The 17,402-nt window shown below is 70.5% G+C and carries 18 protein-coding genes and 1 riboswitch; of the genes, 9 read left to right on the plus strand and 9 right to left on the minus strand.

Annotation, left to right across the window (positions count from 1 at the left end):
* Positions 1-255 precede the first annotated feature (255 nt).
* The 4 genes from thiE to Q2K21_RS26680 all read right to left on the minus strand — a co-directional run bounded on the left by thiE (position 256) and on the right by Q2K21_RS26680 (position 3,486).
* Positions 256-906 (minus strand): thiamine phosphate synthase, encoded by a 651-nt coding sequence (thiE, locus tag Q2K21_RS26665; RefSeq protein WP_310775810.1) that lies wholly within the window; start codon positions 904-906, stop codon positions 256-258.
* A gap of 107 nt (positions 907-1,013) precedes the next feature.
* Complete coding sequence (locus tag Q2K21_RS26670) at positions 1,014-1,379, minus strand: Rv2175c family DNA-binding protein (RefSeq protein WP_310775812.1); 366 nt, start codon at positions 1,377-1,379, stop codon at positions 1,014-1,016.
* Between the two features lie 497 nt (positions 1,380-1,876).
* Entirely contained in the window at positions 1,877-3,103 is a 1,227-nt protein-coding gene (locus tag Q2K21_RS26675; protein WP_310775814.1) for an NAD(P)/FAD-dependent oxidoreductase, read from the minus strand.
* 32 nt (positions 3,104-3,135) lie between these two features.
* On the minus strand, positions 3,136-3,486 hold the full coding sequence (locus Q2K21_RS26680; protein ID WP_310775816.1) for a hypothetical protein: 351 nt from the start codon (positions 3,484-3,486) through the stop codon (positions 3,136-3,138).
* A gap of 52 nt (positions 3,487-3,538) precedes the next feature.
* A riboswitch (TPP riboswitch) is annotated at positions 3,539-3,651 on the plus strand.
* Here Q2K21_RS26680 and thiO point away from each other — a divergent pair.
* The 6 genes from thiO (at position 3,649) to Q2K21_RS26710 (ending at position 9,510) form a co-directional block, all read left to right on the plus strand.
* Positions 3,649-4,812 (plus strand): glycine oxidase ThiO, encoded by a 1,164-nt coding sequence (thiO, locus tag Q2K21_RS26685; RefSeq protein ID WP_310775818.1) that lies wholly within the window; start codon positions 3,649-3,651, stop codon positions 4,810-4,812. It overlaps the preceding riboswitch by 3 nt.
* Complete coding sequence (gene thiS / locus Q2K21_RS26690) at positions 4,809-5,009, plus strand: sulfur carrier protein ThiS (RefSeq protein ID WP_310775820.1); 201 nt, start codon at positions 4,809-4,811, stop codon at positions 5,007-5,009. Before thiO ends, thiS begins: the two co-directional genes overlap by 4 nt.
* 3 nt (positions 5,010-5,012) lie before the next feature.
* Complete coding sequence (locus Q2K21_RS26695) at positions 5,013-5,807, plus strand: thiazole synthase (RefSeq protein ID WP_310775822.1); 795 nt, start codon at positions 5,013-5,015, stop codon at positions 5,805-5,807.
* A 117-nt stretch (positions 5,808-5,924) separates the two neighbouring features.
* On the plus strand, positions 5,925-7,838 hold the full coding sequence (gene pknB, locus Q2K21_RS26700) for a Stk1 family PASTA domain-containing Ser/Thr kinase (protein WP_310775824.1): 1,914 nt from the start codon (positions 5,925-5,927) through the stop codon (positions 7,836-7,838).
* A gap of 166 nt (positions 7,839-8,004) precedes the next feature.
* Positions 8,005-8,871 carry a deoxyribonuclease IV gene (locus Q2K21_RS26705; protein WP_310781263.1) on the plus strand — a complete coding sequence of 289 codons (867 nt, stop codon included), beginning with the start codon at positions 8,005-8,007 and terminating at the stop codon, positions 8,869-8,871.
* An 84-nt stretch (positions 8,872-8,955) separates the two neighbouring features.
* Positions 8,956-9,510 (plus strand): DUF4396 domain-containing protein, encoded by a 555-nt coding sequence (locus tag Q2K21_RS26710; RefSeq protein ID WP_310775826.1) that lies wholly within the window; start codon positions 8,956-8,958, stop codon positions 9,508-9,510.
* Positions 9,511-9,525: 15 nt separating this feature from the next.
* Here Q2K21_RS26710 and Q2K21_RS26715 read toward each other — a convergent pair whose 3' ends face one another.
* Positions 9,526-10,158, minus strand: a complete 633-nt coding sequence (locus tag Q2K21_RS26715) for a sulfite oxidase-like oxidoreductase (protein ID WP_310775828.1) — start codon at positions 10,156-10,158, stop codon at positions 9,526-9,528.
* A 152-nt stretch (positions 10,159-10,310) separates the two neighbouring features.
* Here Q2K21_RS26715 and bfr point away from each other — a divergent pair, with 152 nt between their 5' ends.
* A complete protein-coding gene (bfr, locus tag Q2K21_RS26720; RefSeq protein WP_310775830.1) occupies positions 10,311-10,790 on the plus strand; it encodes a bacterioferritin in 480 nt (159 codons plus the stop codon).
* Here the strand turns inward: bfr and Q2K21_RS26725 are convergent.
* The 3 genes from Q2K21_RS26725 to Q2K21_RS26735 form a co-directional block, all read right to left on the minus strand.
* Entirely contained in the window at positions 10,787-11,011 is a 225-nt protein-coding gene (locus Q2K21_RS26725) for a (2Fe-2S)-binding protein (RefSeq protein WP_310781267.1), read from the minus strand. The genes bfr and Q2K21_RS26725 overlap by 4 nt on opposite strands.
* A gap of 159 nt (positions 11,012-11,170) precedes the next feature.
* Complete coding sequence (locus Q2K21_RS26730) at positions 11,171-12,523, minus strand: class II 3-deoxy-7-phosphoheptulonate synthase (RefSeq protein WP_310775832.1); 1,353 nt, start codon at positions 12,521-12,523, stop codon at positions 11,171-11,173.
* Positions 12,524-12,685: 162 nt separating this feature from the next.
* Positions 12,686-14,131, minus strand: a complete 1,446-nt coding sequence (locus Q2K21_RS26735) for a hypothetical protein (RefSeq protein ID WP_310775834.1) — start codon at positions 14,129-14,131, stop codon at positions 12,686-12,688.
* A 172-nt stretch (positions 14,132-14,303) separates the two neighbouring features.
* On the opposite strand from Q2K21_RS26735, the gene Q2K21_RS35915 reads away from it, so the two are divergent.
* Positions 14,304-14,360 (plus strand): trp operon leader peptide, encoded by a 57-nt coding sequence (locus Q2K21_RS35915; protein WP_101392327.1) that lies wholly within the window; start codon positions 14,304-14,306, stop codon positions 14,358-14,360.
* A gap of 103 nt (positions 14,361-14,463) precedes the next feature.
* On the plus strand, positions 14,464-16,350 hold the full coding sequence (locus tag Q2K21_RS26740; RefSeq protein ID WP_310775836.1) for an anthranilate synthase family protein: 1,887 nt from the start codon (positions 14,464-14,466) through the stop codon (positions 16,348-16,350).
* On the opposite strand, the gene Q2K21_RS26745 is transcribed toward Q2K21_RS26740, so the two are convergent.
* Entirely contained in the window at positions 16,296-17,297 is a 1,002-nt protein-coding gene (locus Q2K21_RS26745) for a 2-hydroxyacid dehydrogenase (RefSeq protein WP_310775838.1), read from the minus strand. The two genes, Q2K21_RS26740 and Q2K21_RS26745, sit on opposite strands and share 55 nt — an antisense overlap.
* Positions 17,298-17,402: the final 105 nt, after the last annotated feature.

Raw genomic sequence — 17,402 nt, forward strand, 5'->3', positions numbered from 1 at the left:
GCCCGAATTGTCGCCCTGTTGTCCACCTATCGGACAGAGCGGGCCAGGCTGGGTCCTGTCGTCAAACTCCCGTCGTCCGCCCGAAGGGCGGGTCCTGCGGCGTCAGGTGCGTGCTCTCGGCGTGCCGGGCGCTGACCCTCGTACTGGATGTAACTGGGTCTGCGCCCGGTGCGGCGAGTGGGGGTCCCCCCTGCTCGAAGAGCTTGTGGGAGCGTGCATGGCGTCGCGGGGCAGGCGGGAGTTTGACGACAGGGCCTAGGCCGAGCGCAGCCGCTTGGCGAACTCCGCCGCCGCCGCGCCCGGGTCGTCCGCCTCCGTGATCGCGCGTACGACGACCACGCGGCGGGCGCCGGCCTCCAGGACCTCGTCCAGGTTGCCGAGGTCGATGCCGCCGATGGCGAACCAGGGGCGGTCGGTACCGAGGGCGGCGGTGTGGCGTACCAGGCCGAGTCCGGGGGCGGAGCGGCCGGGCTTGGTGGGGGTGGGCCAGCAGGGGCCCGTGCAGAAGTAGTCCACGCCCTCCTGGACGGCGGCGGCCTCGGCCTCCGCCTCGGAGTGCGTGGAGCGGCCTATCAGGACGTCGTCGCCGAGGACGGCGCGGGCCGCGGGGACCGGAAGGTCGCCCTGACCGAGGTGCAGGACGTCGGAGGCCGCGGCGTGGGCGACGTCCGCGCGGTCGTTCACCGCCAGCAGCCTCCCGTGGCGGGCGCAGGCCTCGGCGAAGACCTGGAGGTGCTCCAGTTCCTCGGCGGCCTCCATGCCCTTGTCGCGCAGCTGCACGATGTCGACGCCGCCGGCGAGGACCGCGTCGAGGAACTCGGCGAGGTCGCCCTGGCGCTTACGGGCGTCCGTGCACAGGTAGACACGGGCGTCGGCGAGCCGGGCGGTGCGGGCGGTGTCGGGCACGTGGTCCCCCGTGATTCGGTGGCGTACGGGCCGCGATGGACGCGGTCGGCCGGAGCCGTGGCCCGTGGACCGCGGCCCGTACGCCGGACGGTTGTTCTCGGATCGGATCAGACGGCGAGCGCCTGCGCGCGGCGCTTCACCTCCGTGCCGCGATTCTCGCTGAGGGCCTGCGCGGGGGTGCCGGGCAGGGTCGGGTCAGGGGTGAAGAGCCACTCCAGCATCTCTTCGTCCGTGAAGCCGTCGTCCCGCAGGAGCGTCAGGGTGCCGGTCAGGCCCTTGACGACCTTGTCCCCGTCGATGAAGGGGGCGGGGACGTGCAGCGCGCGGTTCTCACCACGGCGTACGGCGATGAGCTGGCCCTCCTTGACCAGCTGCCGCACACGGGTCACCTCGACGCCGAGCGCTTCGGCGATGTCGGGGAGGGTGAGCCACGCGGGGACGAGAGCATCAATCTTTGCGTCAATCTCGGTCACGGGACCAAGCGTGCCATCCCGGACTGACAGTCGGAAGCCGAGCGCCTCCGGCGGGGTCGCCGGGGGGTTGCACCGCCGGGTGCGATGGTTACTGTGCGTGACGCCTTGGCTGGTGGGGTGCGGTTGCACGGCGCGGTTGCGTCGCACCGCCGGACCGCATCGTCGGGGTTCTCGCCGTCGCGGCGGGAAAAGACCTGGCTCCGCCGGCCGGGCACCCGTCCTCACCGTGGGAAAGAGCTCGGCTCCGCCGTCGGGTTGTCGCCATCGCGGCAAAAAATCGCGGCGGAAAGGGGTCGGCTCCGTCCTTTCGGGGCGCCGCCATCACCGCGGGGGCGAATTCGGCCGCGCCGTCACACCCGGACGGTCCCTTACTCCCTTACGCCGAACAGGGATCTCTACGCCGCAACGGCCCCCTTACGCCAAGAAGGTGCCCCCAGGTGCCCCTACGGCCCTGACCCACCCCTGCAAGAGCCATCAGGAACGCGCCCTGGGTGCTCTCACGCCGTCGCCTCCTTCAGCGGGCGGGACGGGTCCGACAGGAGGGACGGGTCCATGGGGATGCCCGATTCGATCAGGCGGCGGCCCTGGGCCAGGTCCCGGGGGCGGCCCACGGCCAAGAGGGCCACCAGGCGGCCGGAACGCAGCCAGCACACCGACCAGGCCGCACCCTGCGGATCCCCGCGCCACACCGTCGTGTCGGCTGCCCTGTGGTGGCCCACGTACTGGACGAAGCGGCCGAACTGCTCCGACCAGAAGTACGGCACCGGGTCGTACGCCGCCGGCGACTGCCCGATGATGTTCGCGGCCACCGTGCGCGGGCCCTGGAGGGCGTTGTCCCAGTGGTGGACCAGCAGACGCTCCTCGTAGCGCCCCGACGGGAAGGACGCGCAGTCCCCCACCGCGTACACGTCCGGCACCGACGTGCGCAGATGCTCGTCGGCCAGCACCTCGCCGTGGACGCCCAGCTCGACACCCGAGCCGGCGAGCCACGCCGTGGCCGGACGTGCCCCGATACCGACGACCACCGCGTCCGCGGGCACCCGCGAGCCGTCGTCGAGCACCACGGCCCCCGGCTCGATGCGCTCCACGCGCGCGTGGGTGCGCAACTCGGCCCCGCTGTCCGCGTACCAGTTCGTCATCGGCGCGGCCACCTCCGCGGGCAGCGCACCCGCGAGCGGCCGGTCCGCGGCCTCCACCACCGTCACCGCGCAACCCGCCTCCCGCGCGGCGGTGGCGAACTCGGCGCCGATCCAGCCCGCGCCCACGACCACGATGTCGTGCTGCCGGGCGAGAACCGGCCGCAACCGCTCGGCGTCGTCCAGCGTGCGCAGCAGATGCACCCCGGGGATGCCCTCCGCGCCCGGCAGCCGGATCGGTTCCGCACCGGTCGCGAGGACCAGCACGTCGTACGGGACGGGGCCTTCGGCGGTGTCCAGCTCATGCTCGCCGGGGCGTACACCGAGAACCTCGCAGCCCAGCCGGACTTCGATGTCCAGGGCCTCGAAGTCGACGTCGAAGGCCGACCCTTCGGCCTTGCCGAGCAGCACGGCCTTGGACAGCGGTGGCCTGTCGTACGGCTGGTGCGGCTCCGCACCGATCAGCGTCACGCCGCCGGTGAAGCCCTGTTCCCGCAGGGCGACCGCGGTCTGCACCCCGGCCATGCCCGCTCCCACGACGACGACGCGCCGTGCCGAATCGCTCCGTGCCTGCGTCTGCTCGCTCACCTGATCACCATAGACAGCTGACAATTCGCCAGTCAGCGGGCGTGCTGAGTGACCTGCTCCACAACGCTCGTACCGCTGCCCGGCTGCGACTCCCACTCCCAGGTCTCCTCCAGGCGCACGCGGCCGTCGGGCAGCTCCACGACCTGCGACGCACAGTGCCCGGACGAGGTGGTCCCGTCGTGCTTGAGCTGCACGTACCGGAAGTCGAGGCGGTCACCCTCCCGGGTACCCACCAGATGACCGCGTACGACGTCACCGCCTGCGTACTCGGCCCAGATCTCGCCGTCCCGCTCGTGGTAGACGAACCGGGTGCGGGTGCCGACCTGACCCGGTGCCTGGTCCGCGACCGGGGCGAGGACGAGACCGTCGAGCGAACGGGCCATGAGCGGAGGCTCCCTTACTGAGGCAAACGGCACGGGCTAGGGTGGCCAACGTACAAGCACTCGCGGGAGCCCGGACGTACCGGGCTGAGAGGGAGGCTGGACGGCCTCCGACCGTACGAACCTGATCCGGGTCATGCCGGCGAAGGGAGGGGCTGGACGCCCATGCCGTCTTCATGTACGTCGGACGTCCTTGTCATCGGGGGCGGGATCATCGGTCTCGTGACCGCGTGGCGGGCGGCGCAGCGCGGGCTCACCACCGCCGTGGTGGACCCGGAGCCCGGGGGCGGGGCGGCCCAGGTGGCCGCCGGGATGCTCGCCGCCGTCACGGAACTGCACTACGGCGAGCAGACGCTGCTCGGCCTCAACCTGGAGTCCGCGCGCCGCTACCCGGACTTCGCCGCCGAGCTGACCGCGTTCACCGGCCAGGACCTCGGCTACCGCCGGTGCGGCACGCTCGCCGTGGCGCTCGACGCAGATGACCGCGCCCATCTGCGCGAACTGCACGCCCTGCAACAGCAGTCGGGCCTGGAGTCGGAGTGGCTGAACGGGCGGGAGTGCCGCCGTCTGGAGCCGATGCTCGCGCCGGGTGTGCGCGGGGGGCTCCGGGTCGACGGCGACCATCAGGTCGATCCGCGCCGGCTCGCCGCGGCCCTCGTGGCGGCGTGCGAGCGCGCCGGGGTCGTCTTCCACCGGGTGTGGGCCGAACGGCTCACCCTCCTGCGGGAGCGGGCCGCCGGGGTCAGGACCACCGACGGCACCGACCTCGCCGCGGGGCAGGTCGTGCTCGCCGCGGGCAGCCTCAGTGGACGGCTCGCGGGCGTCCCGGACGAGGTCCTGCCGCCCGTGCGCCCCGTGAAGGGGCAGGTACTGCGGCTGACCGTACCGAAGCGGTACGCGCCTTTCCTGAGCCGTACGGTGCGCGCCGTGGTCCGCGGCAGCCAGGTCTATCTGGTGCCGCGCGAGAGCGGCGAGCTGGTCGTCGGCGCGACCACCGAGGAGCTGGGCTGGGACACGACGGTCACCGCCGGCGGGGTGTACGAGCTGCTGCGGGACGCGCACGAGCTGGTTCCCGGGATCACCGAGCTGCCGCTCATCGAGACGCGGGCGGGGCTGCGCCCGGGCTCCCCGGACAACGCGCCGCTGCTCGGCCCGACCGCACTGGACGGCCTGCTGCTGGCCACCGGGCACTACCGCAACGGGGTCCTGCTCACGCCGGTCACCGGCGACGCCATGGCGCACGTCCTCACCACCGGCGAACTGCCGGACGAAGCCCGCCCCTTCAGCCCCCGGCGCTTCGCCGCCGCACTCATGGAGCAGCCCGCATGAACATCTCGGTCAACGGCGAGGCCCGGCAGGTCGCTCCCGGCACCGCTCTCGACACGCTGGTGAGGACCCTCACCGCGGCCCCCTCGGGCGTGGCCGCCGCACTCAACGAAACCGTCGTCCCACGCGCGCAGTGGCCGTCGACGTCCCTCTCCGAGGGGGATCGCGTCGAGGTCCTCACCGCCGTCCAAGGAGGCTGACCCATGGCCGACGATCCCTTCGTCCTCGGTGGTAGGACCTACTCGTCCCGGCTGATCATGGGGACCGGCGGTGCGCCCAGCCTCGACGTGCTGGAGCGGGCACTGGTGGCGTCCGGTACGGAGCTGACGACGGTCGCGATGCGGCGCGTCGACGCCTCCGTGCACGGCTCGGTGCTCTCGGTGCTCGACAGGCTCGGCATCCGGGTGCTGCCCAACACGGCGGGCTGCTTCACCGCGGGCGAGGCCGTGCTGACCGCCCGTCTCGCGCGGGAGGCGCTCGGCACGGATCTCGTCAAGCTGGAGGTCATCGCCGACGAGCGGACCCTGCTGCCCGACCCGATCGAGCTGCTGGAGGCGGCCGAGACCCTGGTCGACGACGGGTTCACCGTGCTGCCGTACACCAACGACGACCCCGTCCTCGCGCGCAGGCTGGAGGACGTCGGCTGCGCCGCGATCATGCCGCTGGGCTCGCCGATCGGCTCGGGGCTCGGCATCCGCAACCCGCACAACTTCCAGCTGATCGTGGAGCACGCGCGCGTGCCGGTCATCCTGGACGCGGGCGCGGGTACGGCGTCGGACGTGGCGCTGGCGATGGAGCTGGGGTGCGCGGGCGTGATGCTCGCCTCGGCGGTGACGCGGGCGCAGGAACCGGTCCTGATGGCGGAGGCCATGCGGCACGCGGTGGAGGCGGGACGGCTCGCACGGCGGGCGGGCCGCATTCCCCGCCGGCACTTCGCTCAGGCGTCGTCACCCGCGGAGGGCATCGCCCGGCTGGACCCGGAGCGGCCGGCGTTCTGAGCGAGCCCCGCCCGGAGCCGCGGTACGGGTGCAAGGTGCGTCACAGGTCGGCTGCAGTCGCGCCCGGTGGCGCCGTAACAGGTGGGACCGTCAGTGCTCCCTCGTAGACTCGCCTGCGTGGATACGACCCTTCAGGACCCTCTCGTCGGGCAGGTGCTCGACGGCCGCTATCGCGTCGACGCGCGCATCGCGGTCGGCGGGATGGCCACGGTCTACCGGGCCGTGGACACCCGCCTCGACCGCGTTCTCGCGCTCAAGGTGATGCACCCGACGCTGGCCGCCGACGTCTCGTTCGTCGAGCGCTTCATACGCGAGGCCAAGTCGGTCGCCCGGCTGGCCCATCCCAACGTGGTGCAGGTCTTCGACCAGGGCGCCGACGGGTCGTACGTCTACCTCGCCATGGAGTACGTCGCCGGGTGCACTCTGCGTGACGTCCTGCGCGAGCGCGGGGCGCTCCAGCCGCGCGCCGCCCTGGACATCCTGGAGCCGGTGCTCGCCGCGCTGGGTGCCGCGCACCGGGCCGGATTCGTGCACCGCGACATGAAGCCGGAGAACGTCCTGATAGGGGACGACGGCCGGGTCAAGGTGGCCGACTTCGGTCTGGTCCGGGCCGTGGACACCGTCACGAACACGACGGGCGCCGTCCTCGGCACGGTCTCGTACCTCGCCCCGGAGCAGATCGAGCACGGCACGGCCGACCCCCGGGTGGATGTGTACGCGTGCGGGGTCGTCCTCTACGAGATGCTCACCGGCGCCAGGCCGCACCACGGCGACTCCCCCGCCCAGGTGCTCTACCAGCACCTGAACGAGGACGTCCCGCCGCCGTCGGCCGCCGTGCCGGGGCTGTCCGTCGAACTCGACGAGCTGGTCGCGTCCGCGACCGCGCGCAACCCCCGGCTGCGCCCGGACGACGCGGTGGCGCTGCTCGGCCAGGTGCTCCAGGCGCGCAGCGCGCTCACCGACGAGCAGCTGGACGCCGTACCGCCGCAGGCCGTCACCTCGGAACACGACAACGCCGAGGACCGGACGAGCGTGATCCCGCGCCTGCTTCCGGTCAACCCGGCGGGCGAGGACCAGGAGCTCGTACTCAACCGGACGAGCCGGCTGGAGACGCCGCCGCCCGAGCCCCCTCGGCGCTCCGCGCGCCCCCGGAGCGGGCTGCTCGCGCTCGTCGTCGCCGTGCTGGTGGTGTTCGGCATCGGCGCGGGCGTCTGGTACATCAACTCCGGCCAGTTCACCAAGGTCCCGCCACTGCTGGCAAAGACCGAGGCGCAGGCGCGGGAGCGGTTGAAGTCGGCCGGACTCGAGGTCAAGAAGGTCAAGCACGCCTACAGCGACACGGTGAAGCGCGGCACGGTGATCAGCACCGACCCGGCGCCGGGCGCGCGGGTCCGCTCCCACGACTCGGTGACGCTGACCCTCTCGGACGGCCCCGAGACAACGCAGGTGCCTGATGTGAAGGGCTACGCGCTGGACGCGGCGCAGCAACGGCTGAAGAAGGCGAACCTCGTCCCGGGCATGGTGACGCGCGCGTTCAGCGATGAGGTGCCCAGGGGCTTCGTGATCGGCACGGACCCGGTGGCGGGTACCGAGCGACACGGCGGTTCGGCGATCGCGCTGGTCGTCAGCAAGGGCAGCCCGGTGGAGGTGCCCGACGTCACCGGTGCCTCCATCGACGACGCCAAGACGGAGTTGCAGGACGCGGGACTGCAAGTGAAGATCGCCGACACGCAGGTGACCTCGGAGTTCGACGCCGGGCAGGTGGCCCGGCAGTCGCCGGGCGCGGGCAAGGAGGCCGGCGAGGGCGACACGGTCACGCTGACGATCTCCAAGGGCCGCGAGCAGGTCGTGGTCCCGGACGTGGTCGGTCAGAACGTCGACGACGCGAAGAAGACCCTGGAGGCGGCGGGCTTCCAGGTCGAGGAGTCCCGTGGGCTGCTGGGCCTGTTCGGGGACACGGTGAAGAACCAGTCGGTGAAGGGCGGCGAGAAGGCGCCGAAGGGGTCGACGATCACGCTCAAGATCCGCTGACGGCAGACAGCTGACGGCAGACAGCTGACGGATACAGCCGAAGACCGGGCAGGCACGCCGCCCCGACCGGCCGACAGGCTAACCGCCAAGACCGGCCGACAGGGCGCCCGGGACCACGTGACACCCTTGGGGGGTGAGCACTCAGCAGTCCCGTGGCGCCCTCGGCATGTCCGGCGTCTCCCGTAATCCCGTCGGCGGTCATGTCCCCGTGGCCGGCGGTCTGAACTCCGTCGGGCTGACCTACGCACGCGACCTGAAGGCCGAGACCGTGCAGGTCTTCGTCGCCAATCCGCGCGGCTGGGCGACGCCCGCCGGCAATCCACGGCAGGACGAGGAGTTCCGGGCCGCGTGTGCCGCCGAGTCGATCCCGGCGTACGTCCATGCGCCGTACCTGATCAACTTCGGCTCGCACACCGAGGCGACGGTCGAGAGGTCCGTGGAGTCCTTGCGGCACTCGCTTAGGCGGGGCCGCGAGATCGGGGCGCTCGGCGTCGTCGTGCACACCGGGAGCGCCACCGGCGGCCGGGACCGGGCCGTCGCGCTGAGGCAGGTGCGCGAGCAGTTGCTGCCCCTGTTGGACGAGCTGACGCACGACGACGACCCGTACCTCCTGCTGGAGTCGACCGCGGGCCAGGGCGCCTCGCTGTGCTCCCGCACCTGGGACTTTGGACCGTACTTCGAGGCTCTCGACGCACACCCCCGGCTGGGCGTCTGTCTCGACACCTGCCACATCTTCGCCGCCGGGCACGACCTGACCGGGCCGGACGGAATGCACCGGACGCTGGACCTGCTGGTGGACACCGTCGGCGAGGGACGGCTCAAGCTGATCCACGCCAACGACTCCAAGGAGATGGTCGGCGCCCATCGGGACCGTCACGCGAACATCGGCTCCGGCCATATCGGCGAGGACCCGTTCCGCGCGCTGATGACCCACCCGGCCACCGAGGGCGTGCCCCTGATCATCGAGACACCCGGCGGCAAGGAGGGGCACGCGGCGGACGTGGAACGGCTGAAGAAGCTTCGGGACGGCTGAGGCCGACCTCTGGAGGAATACCCCCGGGGGGTATATGGTTCCCGTGCAGTGACAGGAACCGTTACCTGGCATTGGGGGCCGGCCATGCAGCACGAGGCGCACACCACGGCGCACACAGACCACACAGCGCACGCCGACGAGCACGACCACCAGCACGGTCACGAGCACCACCACCGACACGGCCATGGGCACGGCACAGGCAAGGTCACCTGGTCCACCGCCGCCCAGGCAACGCTCCACTGCCTCACCGGCTGTGCCATCGGCGAGGTGCTCGGCATGGTGATCGGCACCGCGTTCGGGTGGGGCAATCTGCCGACCATGATCCTGGCGATCGCACTCGCCTTTGTCTTCGGTTACTCGCTCACCCTGCGCGGCGTCCTCAAGGCGGGCGTCGACTTCGGGACCGCCTTCCGCGTCGCCCTCGCCGCCGACACCCTGTCCATCGCCGTGATGGAGATGATCGACAACGGCGTCATCGCGCTGTGGCCGTCCGCGATGGACGCGCACCTCGACGACCTGCTGTTCTGGGGCGCGCTCGCGGTCTCGCTCGCCCTCGCCTTCCTGATCACCACACCCGTCAACAAGTGGATGATCGGCCGCGGCAAGGGGCACGCCGTGGTGCACCAGTACCACCACTGACGTACCGCACCGGGATCAGAGCTCGGGGCCCTCCCCGGGCTCCTCCTGGTAGGAGTACCGCTGCTCCTTCCACGGGTCACCGATGTTGTGGTACCCGCGCTCCTCCCAGAAGCCCCGCCGGTCGGCGATCATGTACTCGATGCCGCGGACCCATTTGGGACCCTTCCAGGCGTACAGATGCGGAACGATCAGGCGCAGCGGAAATCCGTGTTCCGCGGTGAGCAGCTCGCCGTCCTTGTGGGTGGCGAAGATCGTACGGTCCGAGGCGAAGTCGGCGAGACGCAGGTTCGAGCTGTATCCGTACTCGGCCCAGACCATGACATGGGTGACGGCCGGCGCGGGCGGGGCGATCCCCAGGATCGTCCGGGCCGGAATGCCGCCCCATTCGGCCCCGACCATGCTGAACTTCGTGACGCAGTGCAGATCGGCCATGACGGTCGCGTACGGCAGGGCCGTGAAGTCCTCGTGGCTCCAGCAGTGCTTCTCGCCGTCCGCGGTGGCGCCGAAGACCCTGAATTCCCAGCGCTCGGGGCGGAACTTCGGCACGGGCCCGTAGTGCGTGACCGGCCAGCCGCGCTGCAGTCGCTGTCCCGGCGGAAGCTCGTTCCGTACTGCTTCTCCAGATGCGCGCTCCGCCGGATGACCCATGACTCCATCCTGACAGACCCCGGAGGGTGCACATGACCAGCCCGGGTCCAATTCGGACAACTCGTACTAAGTGTGAACTTACTGGACGCCTTTCGGTGCCGGTGCAATCATGCGGCGCAACCCGCCAGTCCCGCCTGGAAGGAGCCCGCGCGATGCAGGGCGACCCCGAGATCATCGAATTCCTGAACGAGCAGCTCACCGGCGAGCTGACCGCGATCAACCAGTACTTCCTGCACGCGAAGATGCAGGAGAACTTCGGGTGGTACAAGCTCGCCAAGTACACGCGGCACGAGTCGTTCGACGAGATGAAGCATGCGGAGGTGCTCACCGACCGCATCCTCTTCCTGGAGGGACTGCCGAACTACCAGCGGCTCTTCCATGTGCGCGTGGGGCAGACCGTCAGGGAGATGTTCGAGGCCGACCGGCAGATCGAGGTCGAGGCGATCGACCGGCTCAGGCGCGGCATCAAGGTGATGCGGGAGAAGGGCGACATCACGTCCGCGAACATCTTCGAGTCGATCCTCGCGGACGAGGAGCATCACATCGACTACCTGGACACCCAGCTGGAACTGGTGGACAAGCTCGGTGAGGCGCTCTACCTCTCGCAGCTCATCGAGCAGCCGGAGAGCTAGGCGGCATCCCTGATCTCGGAGAGCACCGGCGCGCCCTGGTCGGCCAGCTCGCGGCGGGGGCACGCACCCCGGCCCAGAAGCGCCTGAATCCGGCGTACGCACGAACCGCAGTCGGTGCCCGCCTTGCAGGCGGAGGCTATCTGGCGGGGGGTGCAGGCACCGTTCTCCGCGTGCTGCTTGACCTGCTGCTCGGTGATGCCGAAGCAACTGCAGACGTACACCTGGTTCACCTCCCGACGGGATCGATCAGTCTTGCCGTCCCGATTGATCGGTGAGGCAAACCTAACCTTACCCGTCGCACAGGACCCGCAAAAGTGGAGTGGGGCGCGGATCGTATGTGATCCGCGCCCCACTTCATGTGCCGGTGGCACCCGACGCGGCTACTGGTCGCGGTACATCTCCGCGACGAGGAACGCCAGGTCGAGGGACTGGCTGCGGTTCAGACGCGGGTCGCAGGCCGTCTCGTAGCGCTGGTGCAGATCGTCGACGAAGATCTCGTCGCCGCCGCCCACGCACTCGGTGACGTCGTCGCCGGTCAGCTCCACATGGATGCCGCCCGGGTGCGTGCCCAGCGCCTTGTGGACCTCGAAGAAGCCCTTGACCTCGTCGAGCACGTCGTCGAAGCGGCGGGTCTTGTGGCCGGAGGCCGCCTCGAAGGTGTTGCCGTGCATCGGGTCGGTCACCCAGGCCACCACCGCACCGGACGCCGTGACCTTTTCGACCAGCTCGGGGAGCTTGTCGCGGACCTTGTCGGCGCCCATGCGGACGATGAAGGTCACCCGGCCCGGCTCGCGCTCCGGGTCGAGACGGTCGATGTACTGAAGCGCCTCCTCGGCCGTCGTCGTCGGGCCGAGCTTGATGCCGATCGGGTTGCGGATCTTCGAGGCGAACTCGATGTGCGCGCCGTCCAGCTGGCGGGTGCGCTCACCGATCCACACCATGTGCCCCGAGACGTCGTACAGCTGCCCGGTACGCGAGTCGACCCGGGTCAGGGCGGACTCGTAGTCGAGCAGCAGCGCCTCGTGCGAGGAGAAGAACTCGACGGTCTTGAACTCCTCCGGGTCGGCCCCGCAGGCGTGCATGAAGTTCAGCGCGTTGTCGATCTCCCGCGCGAGCTGCTCGTAGCGCTGCCCGGACGGCGACGACTTCACGAAGTCCTGGTTCCAGGCATGCACCTGGCGCAGGTCGGCGTAGCCGCCGGTGGTGAAGGCGCGCACCAGGTTGAGCGTCGAGGCGGACGCGTTGTACATCCGCTTCAGGCGCTCGGGGTCCGGGACGCGGGCCGTCTCGGTGAAGTCGAAGCCGTTGACGGAGTCGCCGCGGTAGGTCGGCAGGGTGACGCCGTCGCGGGTCTCGGTCGGCTTGGAGCGCGGCTTGGAGTACTGGCCGGCGATCCGGCCGACCTTCACGACCGGGACGGAGGCCGCGTACGTGAGCACGGCACCCATCTGGAGCAGGGTCTTGAGCTTCTGGCGGATGTGGTCGGCGGACACGGCGTCGAAGGCCTCGGCGCAGTCACCGCCCTGGAGCAGGAACGCCTCGCCCTTGGCGACGGCTCCCATCCGGGCGCGCAGCTGGTCGCACTCGCCCGCGAAGACGAGCGGCGGATACGACTCGAGGTCCGCGATCACTGCGCGCAGAGCCTCGGGGTCGGGGTACTCGGGCTGCTGCGCCGCGGGCAGGTCTCGCCAGGTGTTGCCAGCGCCGGGGCTGGTCTTAGCGTTCACGGTCACGACGTCAACATTACGGGGTCGTGTCGGGCGTCCCTTCACATGCTCATCAATTGAGACGGGCCGCGCTCGATCGACGGAACCCCGGCGGGGCCCGGAACGCCCTGGAGCGCCTGGATCCGAGTCCCCGCCGGAGCGTGGGTGACCGCTAGCGGCCGTCGTACGTCAGTGCAGGTTCTGCACGGCCGAGTCGGTGAAGCCGACGGCGAAGACCGAGCGCAGCGACAGGTTCGCCGAGGCGTTGTAGCCGTCGCAGGCGTTGCCGGCCTCCGAGACGGCCGGGAACTCGTACGGGTAGGAGGCCCGCAGCGAGGTGCCGGCGCAGATGCCCTCCGTCAGCCCCCACAGCTCGTCCACCTGGGTGGTGTCGAGCTTCGGCCAGTAGCTGAGCGCCTGCGGCGAGCCGACCGCCCAGTTGCCGCCGGAGCCGCAGCTGGTCACGGCCCGGGTGTCGCCCACCCAGGTGTGCGAGAACACGGCGGGCTTGGTGCCGCAGCCCTTGCTGAAGTCGAAGTTCAGCAGACCCGAGCTGTCCGTCCAGCTCATGCCGCCCTGGAGGCCCAGATAGCCGCCGGTCACGTAGGCGTCCTGGATCACGGTCTTGCCGCCGGACATGTTCAGCAGCCCCGGGTAGGTCGAGGCGCTCGTCGGGTTGAGCTGGTAGCGCACCACGCGCGCGCCGGTCGCCGAGCCGTACCACTCGCCGGTGACCAGCTTGTACGGGGAGCCGCCGGTCTTGTCGAGGGAGAGCCAGGAGTAGCAGAGCTGCTGCGCGTCCGGCGTCCCGTCGCCCGCGTCGGTGGCGCAGGAGTCCGGCGTGCCCGACTGCTGGTAGTAGTGGACCTCGGGCAGCACGTACGGGTAGCCGCAGGCGCTGGACTTGCCACCGCTGACGCCGTACGAGTTGAGGCCGGAGCCGTAGGTGTCGACCTTCGCCATCTTGTTGATGTCGAAGACCCGGATGCCGTGGGCCGTGTCGGTGACGTAGATGTAGTTCGCGTACCAGGCGATGCCGCCGCCATGGCCGGTGACGAACTTGAAGTTCGAACCGCTGCTGGTCGGCTCGGCGAGCAGGACGTGGCGGTACTTGCCGGTGTCCCGGTCGATGAAGCTGAGCTTCAGCAGGTTGTTCGTCTTGCAGCCGTCATTGGCCTCGAGGTCGCCGGCCGCGTTGGTCTTGAACGTCTTGTAGTGCCAGACGACCGCCGTGACGTGCTTGCCCTGGATGGCCCCGTCGCCGCCGTCCGCGCTGCCGGTGGTGCTCATGCCCTGCGGGAACCAGCGCGGCGTGGTGTCGTCGGCGTGCGCCGAGGACCAGCACCAGGCGACCTTCTTGGTGACGGGCGGCAGCGCCTTCGTCTCGTCACCCGTACAGGAGCGCATGGAGCGCAGGTTCATCCAGGTGTCGGTGGCCCCGGACGAGTCCTTCGTGAAGTCGGTGGTGACGACGTCCGAGAGGTTGACGTGGTTCGTCAGGACGTTGTTGTAGAGGTTGTTCGTGTCCGACGTGTAGTCGGTGTCGGTCATCTTGAACTGGTCGGTGCCCAGCGTCATCTTCGACACGACCGCGCCGTCGGCGACCGCGGACTGTCCGGTGAGCCCGGCGAACACAGCGGCTGTCGCGGTAATGACCGCAAGGGATTTGAATCTCCGTATGAGTGCCACATGCACCCTTCCAGTAGGTGAACGCGACATGTCCCGTCCGGAACATGCCAAAGCAGAAGGTGATCATAGGCGGGGCACGGGTGGGGTGGACGGCGCGGCATGGGGTAGGGTGCGGCGCATGTTTGCGCACTCGAACCAGAACTGGTGGTGGACCGCTCATCCGGCGGCCCACTGACTGCGCGTACGCAAAACTTCGCGAAGGCCGCCCGAGGGGCGGCCTTCGGTGTTTTCGCATCCCGGCCGTTCCTCTCCGACTGACCACCGAGGGAAGAGGAACGATGGATCTGAACCGACTGCTCGACGAGGACCGCCCGTTCGCGCTGCTGCGCCGCCGCACCCCCGGCCACGACCAGGACCTCGTCGAGGTGCTGATCGGCCCGGTCAGTACGTACGACCGCCTCGCGGACCTCCCCGACGAGGGCCTCGCGCTCGTCCCCTACCGTCAGATCCGCGAGCGCGGCTTCGACGTCCGCGACGACGGCACGCCTTTGCTGGCGCTCAGCCCCGAGGAGTCGTACGCACTCCCCCTGGACGAGGCGCTCTCCCAGCTCCCCCGGCACGACGTCCGCGTCGAGGACGGCGGCTTCGACGTCGCCGACGAGGAGTACGCGCGGATCGTCGGGCGGGTCCTGGACGAGGAGATCGGGCGCGGCGAGGGCGCGAACTTCGTGATCCGGCGGACGTACGAGGGAGAGATCCCGGGGTTCGGCCGATCCGACGCCCTCGCGCTGTTCCGGCGGCTGCTGGTCGGTGAGCGGGGCGCGTACTGGACGTTCGTCGTGCACACCGGGGACCGCACGCTGGTCGGGGCCAGTCCTGAGGTGCATGTGCGGATGGCCGGGGGCACCGTGGTGATGAACCCCATCAGCGGCACGTACCGTTACCCGGCCGACGGCCCGACGCCCGAGGACCTGCTCGCCTTCCTCGCCGACGGCAAGGAGATCGAGGAGCTGTCGATGGTCGTCGACGAGGAGCTCAAGATGATGTGCACGGTCGGCGACATGGGCGGGGTCGTCGTCGGACCGCGGCTGAAGGAGATGGCTCATCTCGCGCACACGGAGTACGAGTTGCGGGGCAAGTCCACCCTCGATGTGCGCGAGGTGCTGAAGGAGACCATGTTCGCGGCGACCGTCACCGGCTCGCCCGTGCAGAACGCCTGCCGGGTGATCGAGCGCCACGAGGTCGGGGGCCGGGGCTACTACGCGGGCGCGCTCGCGCTGCTCGGGAGGGACGCCGGAGGCGCGCAGACCCTCGACTCCCCCATCCTCATCCGGACCGCGGACATCGACGCGGGCGGACGGCTACGGGTGCCGGTCGGCGCCACGCTCGTCCGGGGCTCGGATCCGGCGAGCGAGGTCGCGGAGACACACGCCAAGGCGGCCGGGGTGCTGGCGGCGCTGGGGGTGCGTCCGGCCCGGCCGCGCGAGGAGCACGTACGGCCGAGGCTGGCGGACGACCCGCGGGTGCGGGAGGCGCTCGACGGGCGGCGGGCCTCGCTGGCGCCGTTCTGGCTGCGGATGCAGGACCGGGGCTCGGACCTCACCGGGCACGCCTTCGTCGTCGACGGCGAGGACACCTTCACCGCGATGCTCGCGCACGTCCTCAGGTCGTCGGGCCTTGAGGTGACCGTACGGCGCTACGACGAACCGGGGCTGCGGGAGGCGGTGCTCGCGCACGAGGGACCGGTGGTCCTGGGCCCGGGACCGGGTGACCCGTCGGACATGACCGACCCCAAGATGCGGTTTCTGCGGGAGCTGACCGCGGAGGTCCTCCGGGACCACCGGCACGGGGTCCTCGGGGTCTGCCTGGGCCACGAGCTGATCGCGGCCGAGATGGGCCTGGAGATCGTACGCAAGGAAGTGCCGTACCAGGGCGCACAGACGGAGATCGACCTGTTCGGGCGGCGCGAGACCGTCGGCTTCTACAACAGCTTCGTGGCACGCTGCGACGACGAGACGGCGGCGGAGCTGGCCGCGCACGGCGTCGAGGTGAGCCGCAGCGACAAACGGGAGGTGCACGCCTTGCGCGGGCCGGGGTTCGCGGGCGTCCAGTTCCACCCCGAGTCGGTGCTGTCGGTGGGCGGCGCCGCCGTCGTGCGGGAGCTGCTGGGTCAGCCGGCCGCCGTGGGCACGAGCACGTTCTCGGAGCGGCGGCCGGCCCTGTAGTCGAGGACGTTGTGCACCGTGGCGTCGATGATCTGGGTGACGGCGTCCTCGGTGTAGTACGCCTGGTGGGACGTGACCAGGACGTTCGGGAAGGTGACGAGGCGGGCCAGCGTGTCGTCCTCGACGGGTTCCAGGGACTTGTCGAGGAAGAACAGGCCCGCCTCCGCCTCGTACACGTCGAGGCCGACGCCGGTGAAACGGCCCGCGCGCAACTCGGCGACAAGGGCCTTGGTGTCGATGAGGCCGCCGCGGCTGGAGTTCACCAGGATCGCGTCGTCCTTCATGGCGCGCAGCGCGGCGGCGTCGATGAGGTGGGTGGTCTCCGGCATGAGGGGAACATGCAGGCTGACCAGGTCGGACTCGGCGAGCAGCGCCTCCTTGGAGACGTACTTCATGCCGAGGGCGGCGCAGGCCGGGTTCTCGACGACGTCCCAGCCGAGGAGGTTCATGCCGAAGCCGTGGGCGATCCGGGTGAACGCCTCGCCGATCTTGCCGGTGCCGAGGACTCCGGCGGTGCGGCCGTGCATGTCGCGGCCCATCAGGCCGTCGAGACGGAAGTCGAAGTCGCGGGTGCGGTTGGAGGCGCGGACGACGCGGCGGTTGACGGCCATGCCGAGGGTCCAGGCGAACTCGGCGACGGAGTACGGCGAGTAGTACGAGACCCGGGCGACCGTCATGCCGAGGCGTTCGGCGACCTGGAGGTCGATGTTGTTGAAGCCGGTGGAGCGCTGGGCGATCATCTGCGTGCCGCCGACGGCGAGGGTCTGCAGGACGCGGTGGCCGAGAGCGCAGTTCACGCTGGTGCAGACGATGTCGTGGCCGACGGCGATGGGGGCGGTGTCCTCGTTGAGGAACACATCGAGACAACGGATGTCGTGATGCCCCGCGAAGGCCTTCTCCAGCAGGGGCTTCTCATCGGCCTGCACACCGAACGCGAGGATCTCCACGGGGCCCTCCGGGGGTTTGGCCGGGGATGTCTGGTACTGGCGAATATACGGGGGCGGAGCGGGTGCCCCCGGATCGGCGTGGGGGTGGTGGGCGGAAGCCGGCGC

Source organism: Streptomyces sp. CGMCC 4.7035 (assembly GCF_031583065.1).
Lineage (GTDB): Bacteria > Actinomycetota > Actinomycetes > Streptomycetales > Streptomycetaceae > Streptomyces > Streptomyces yaanensis.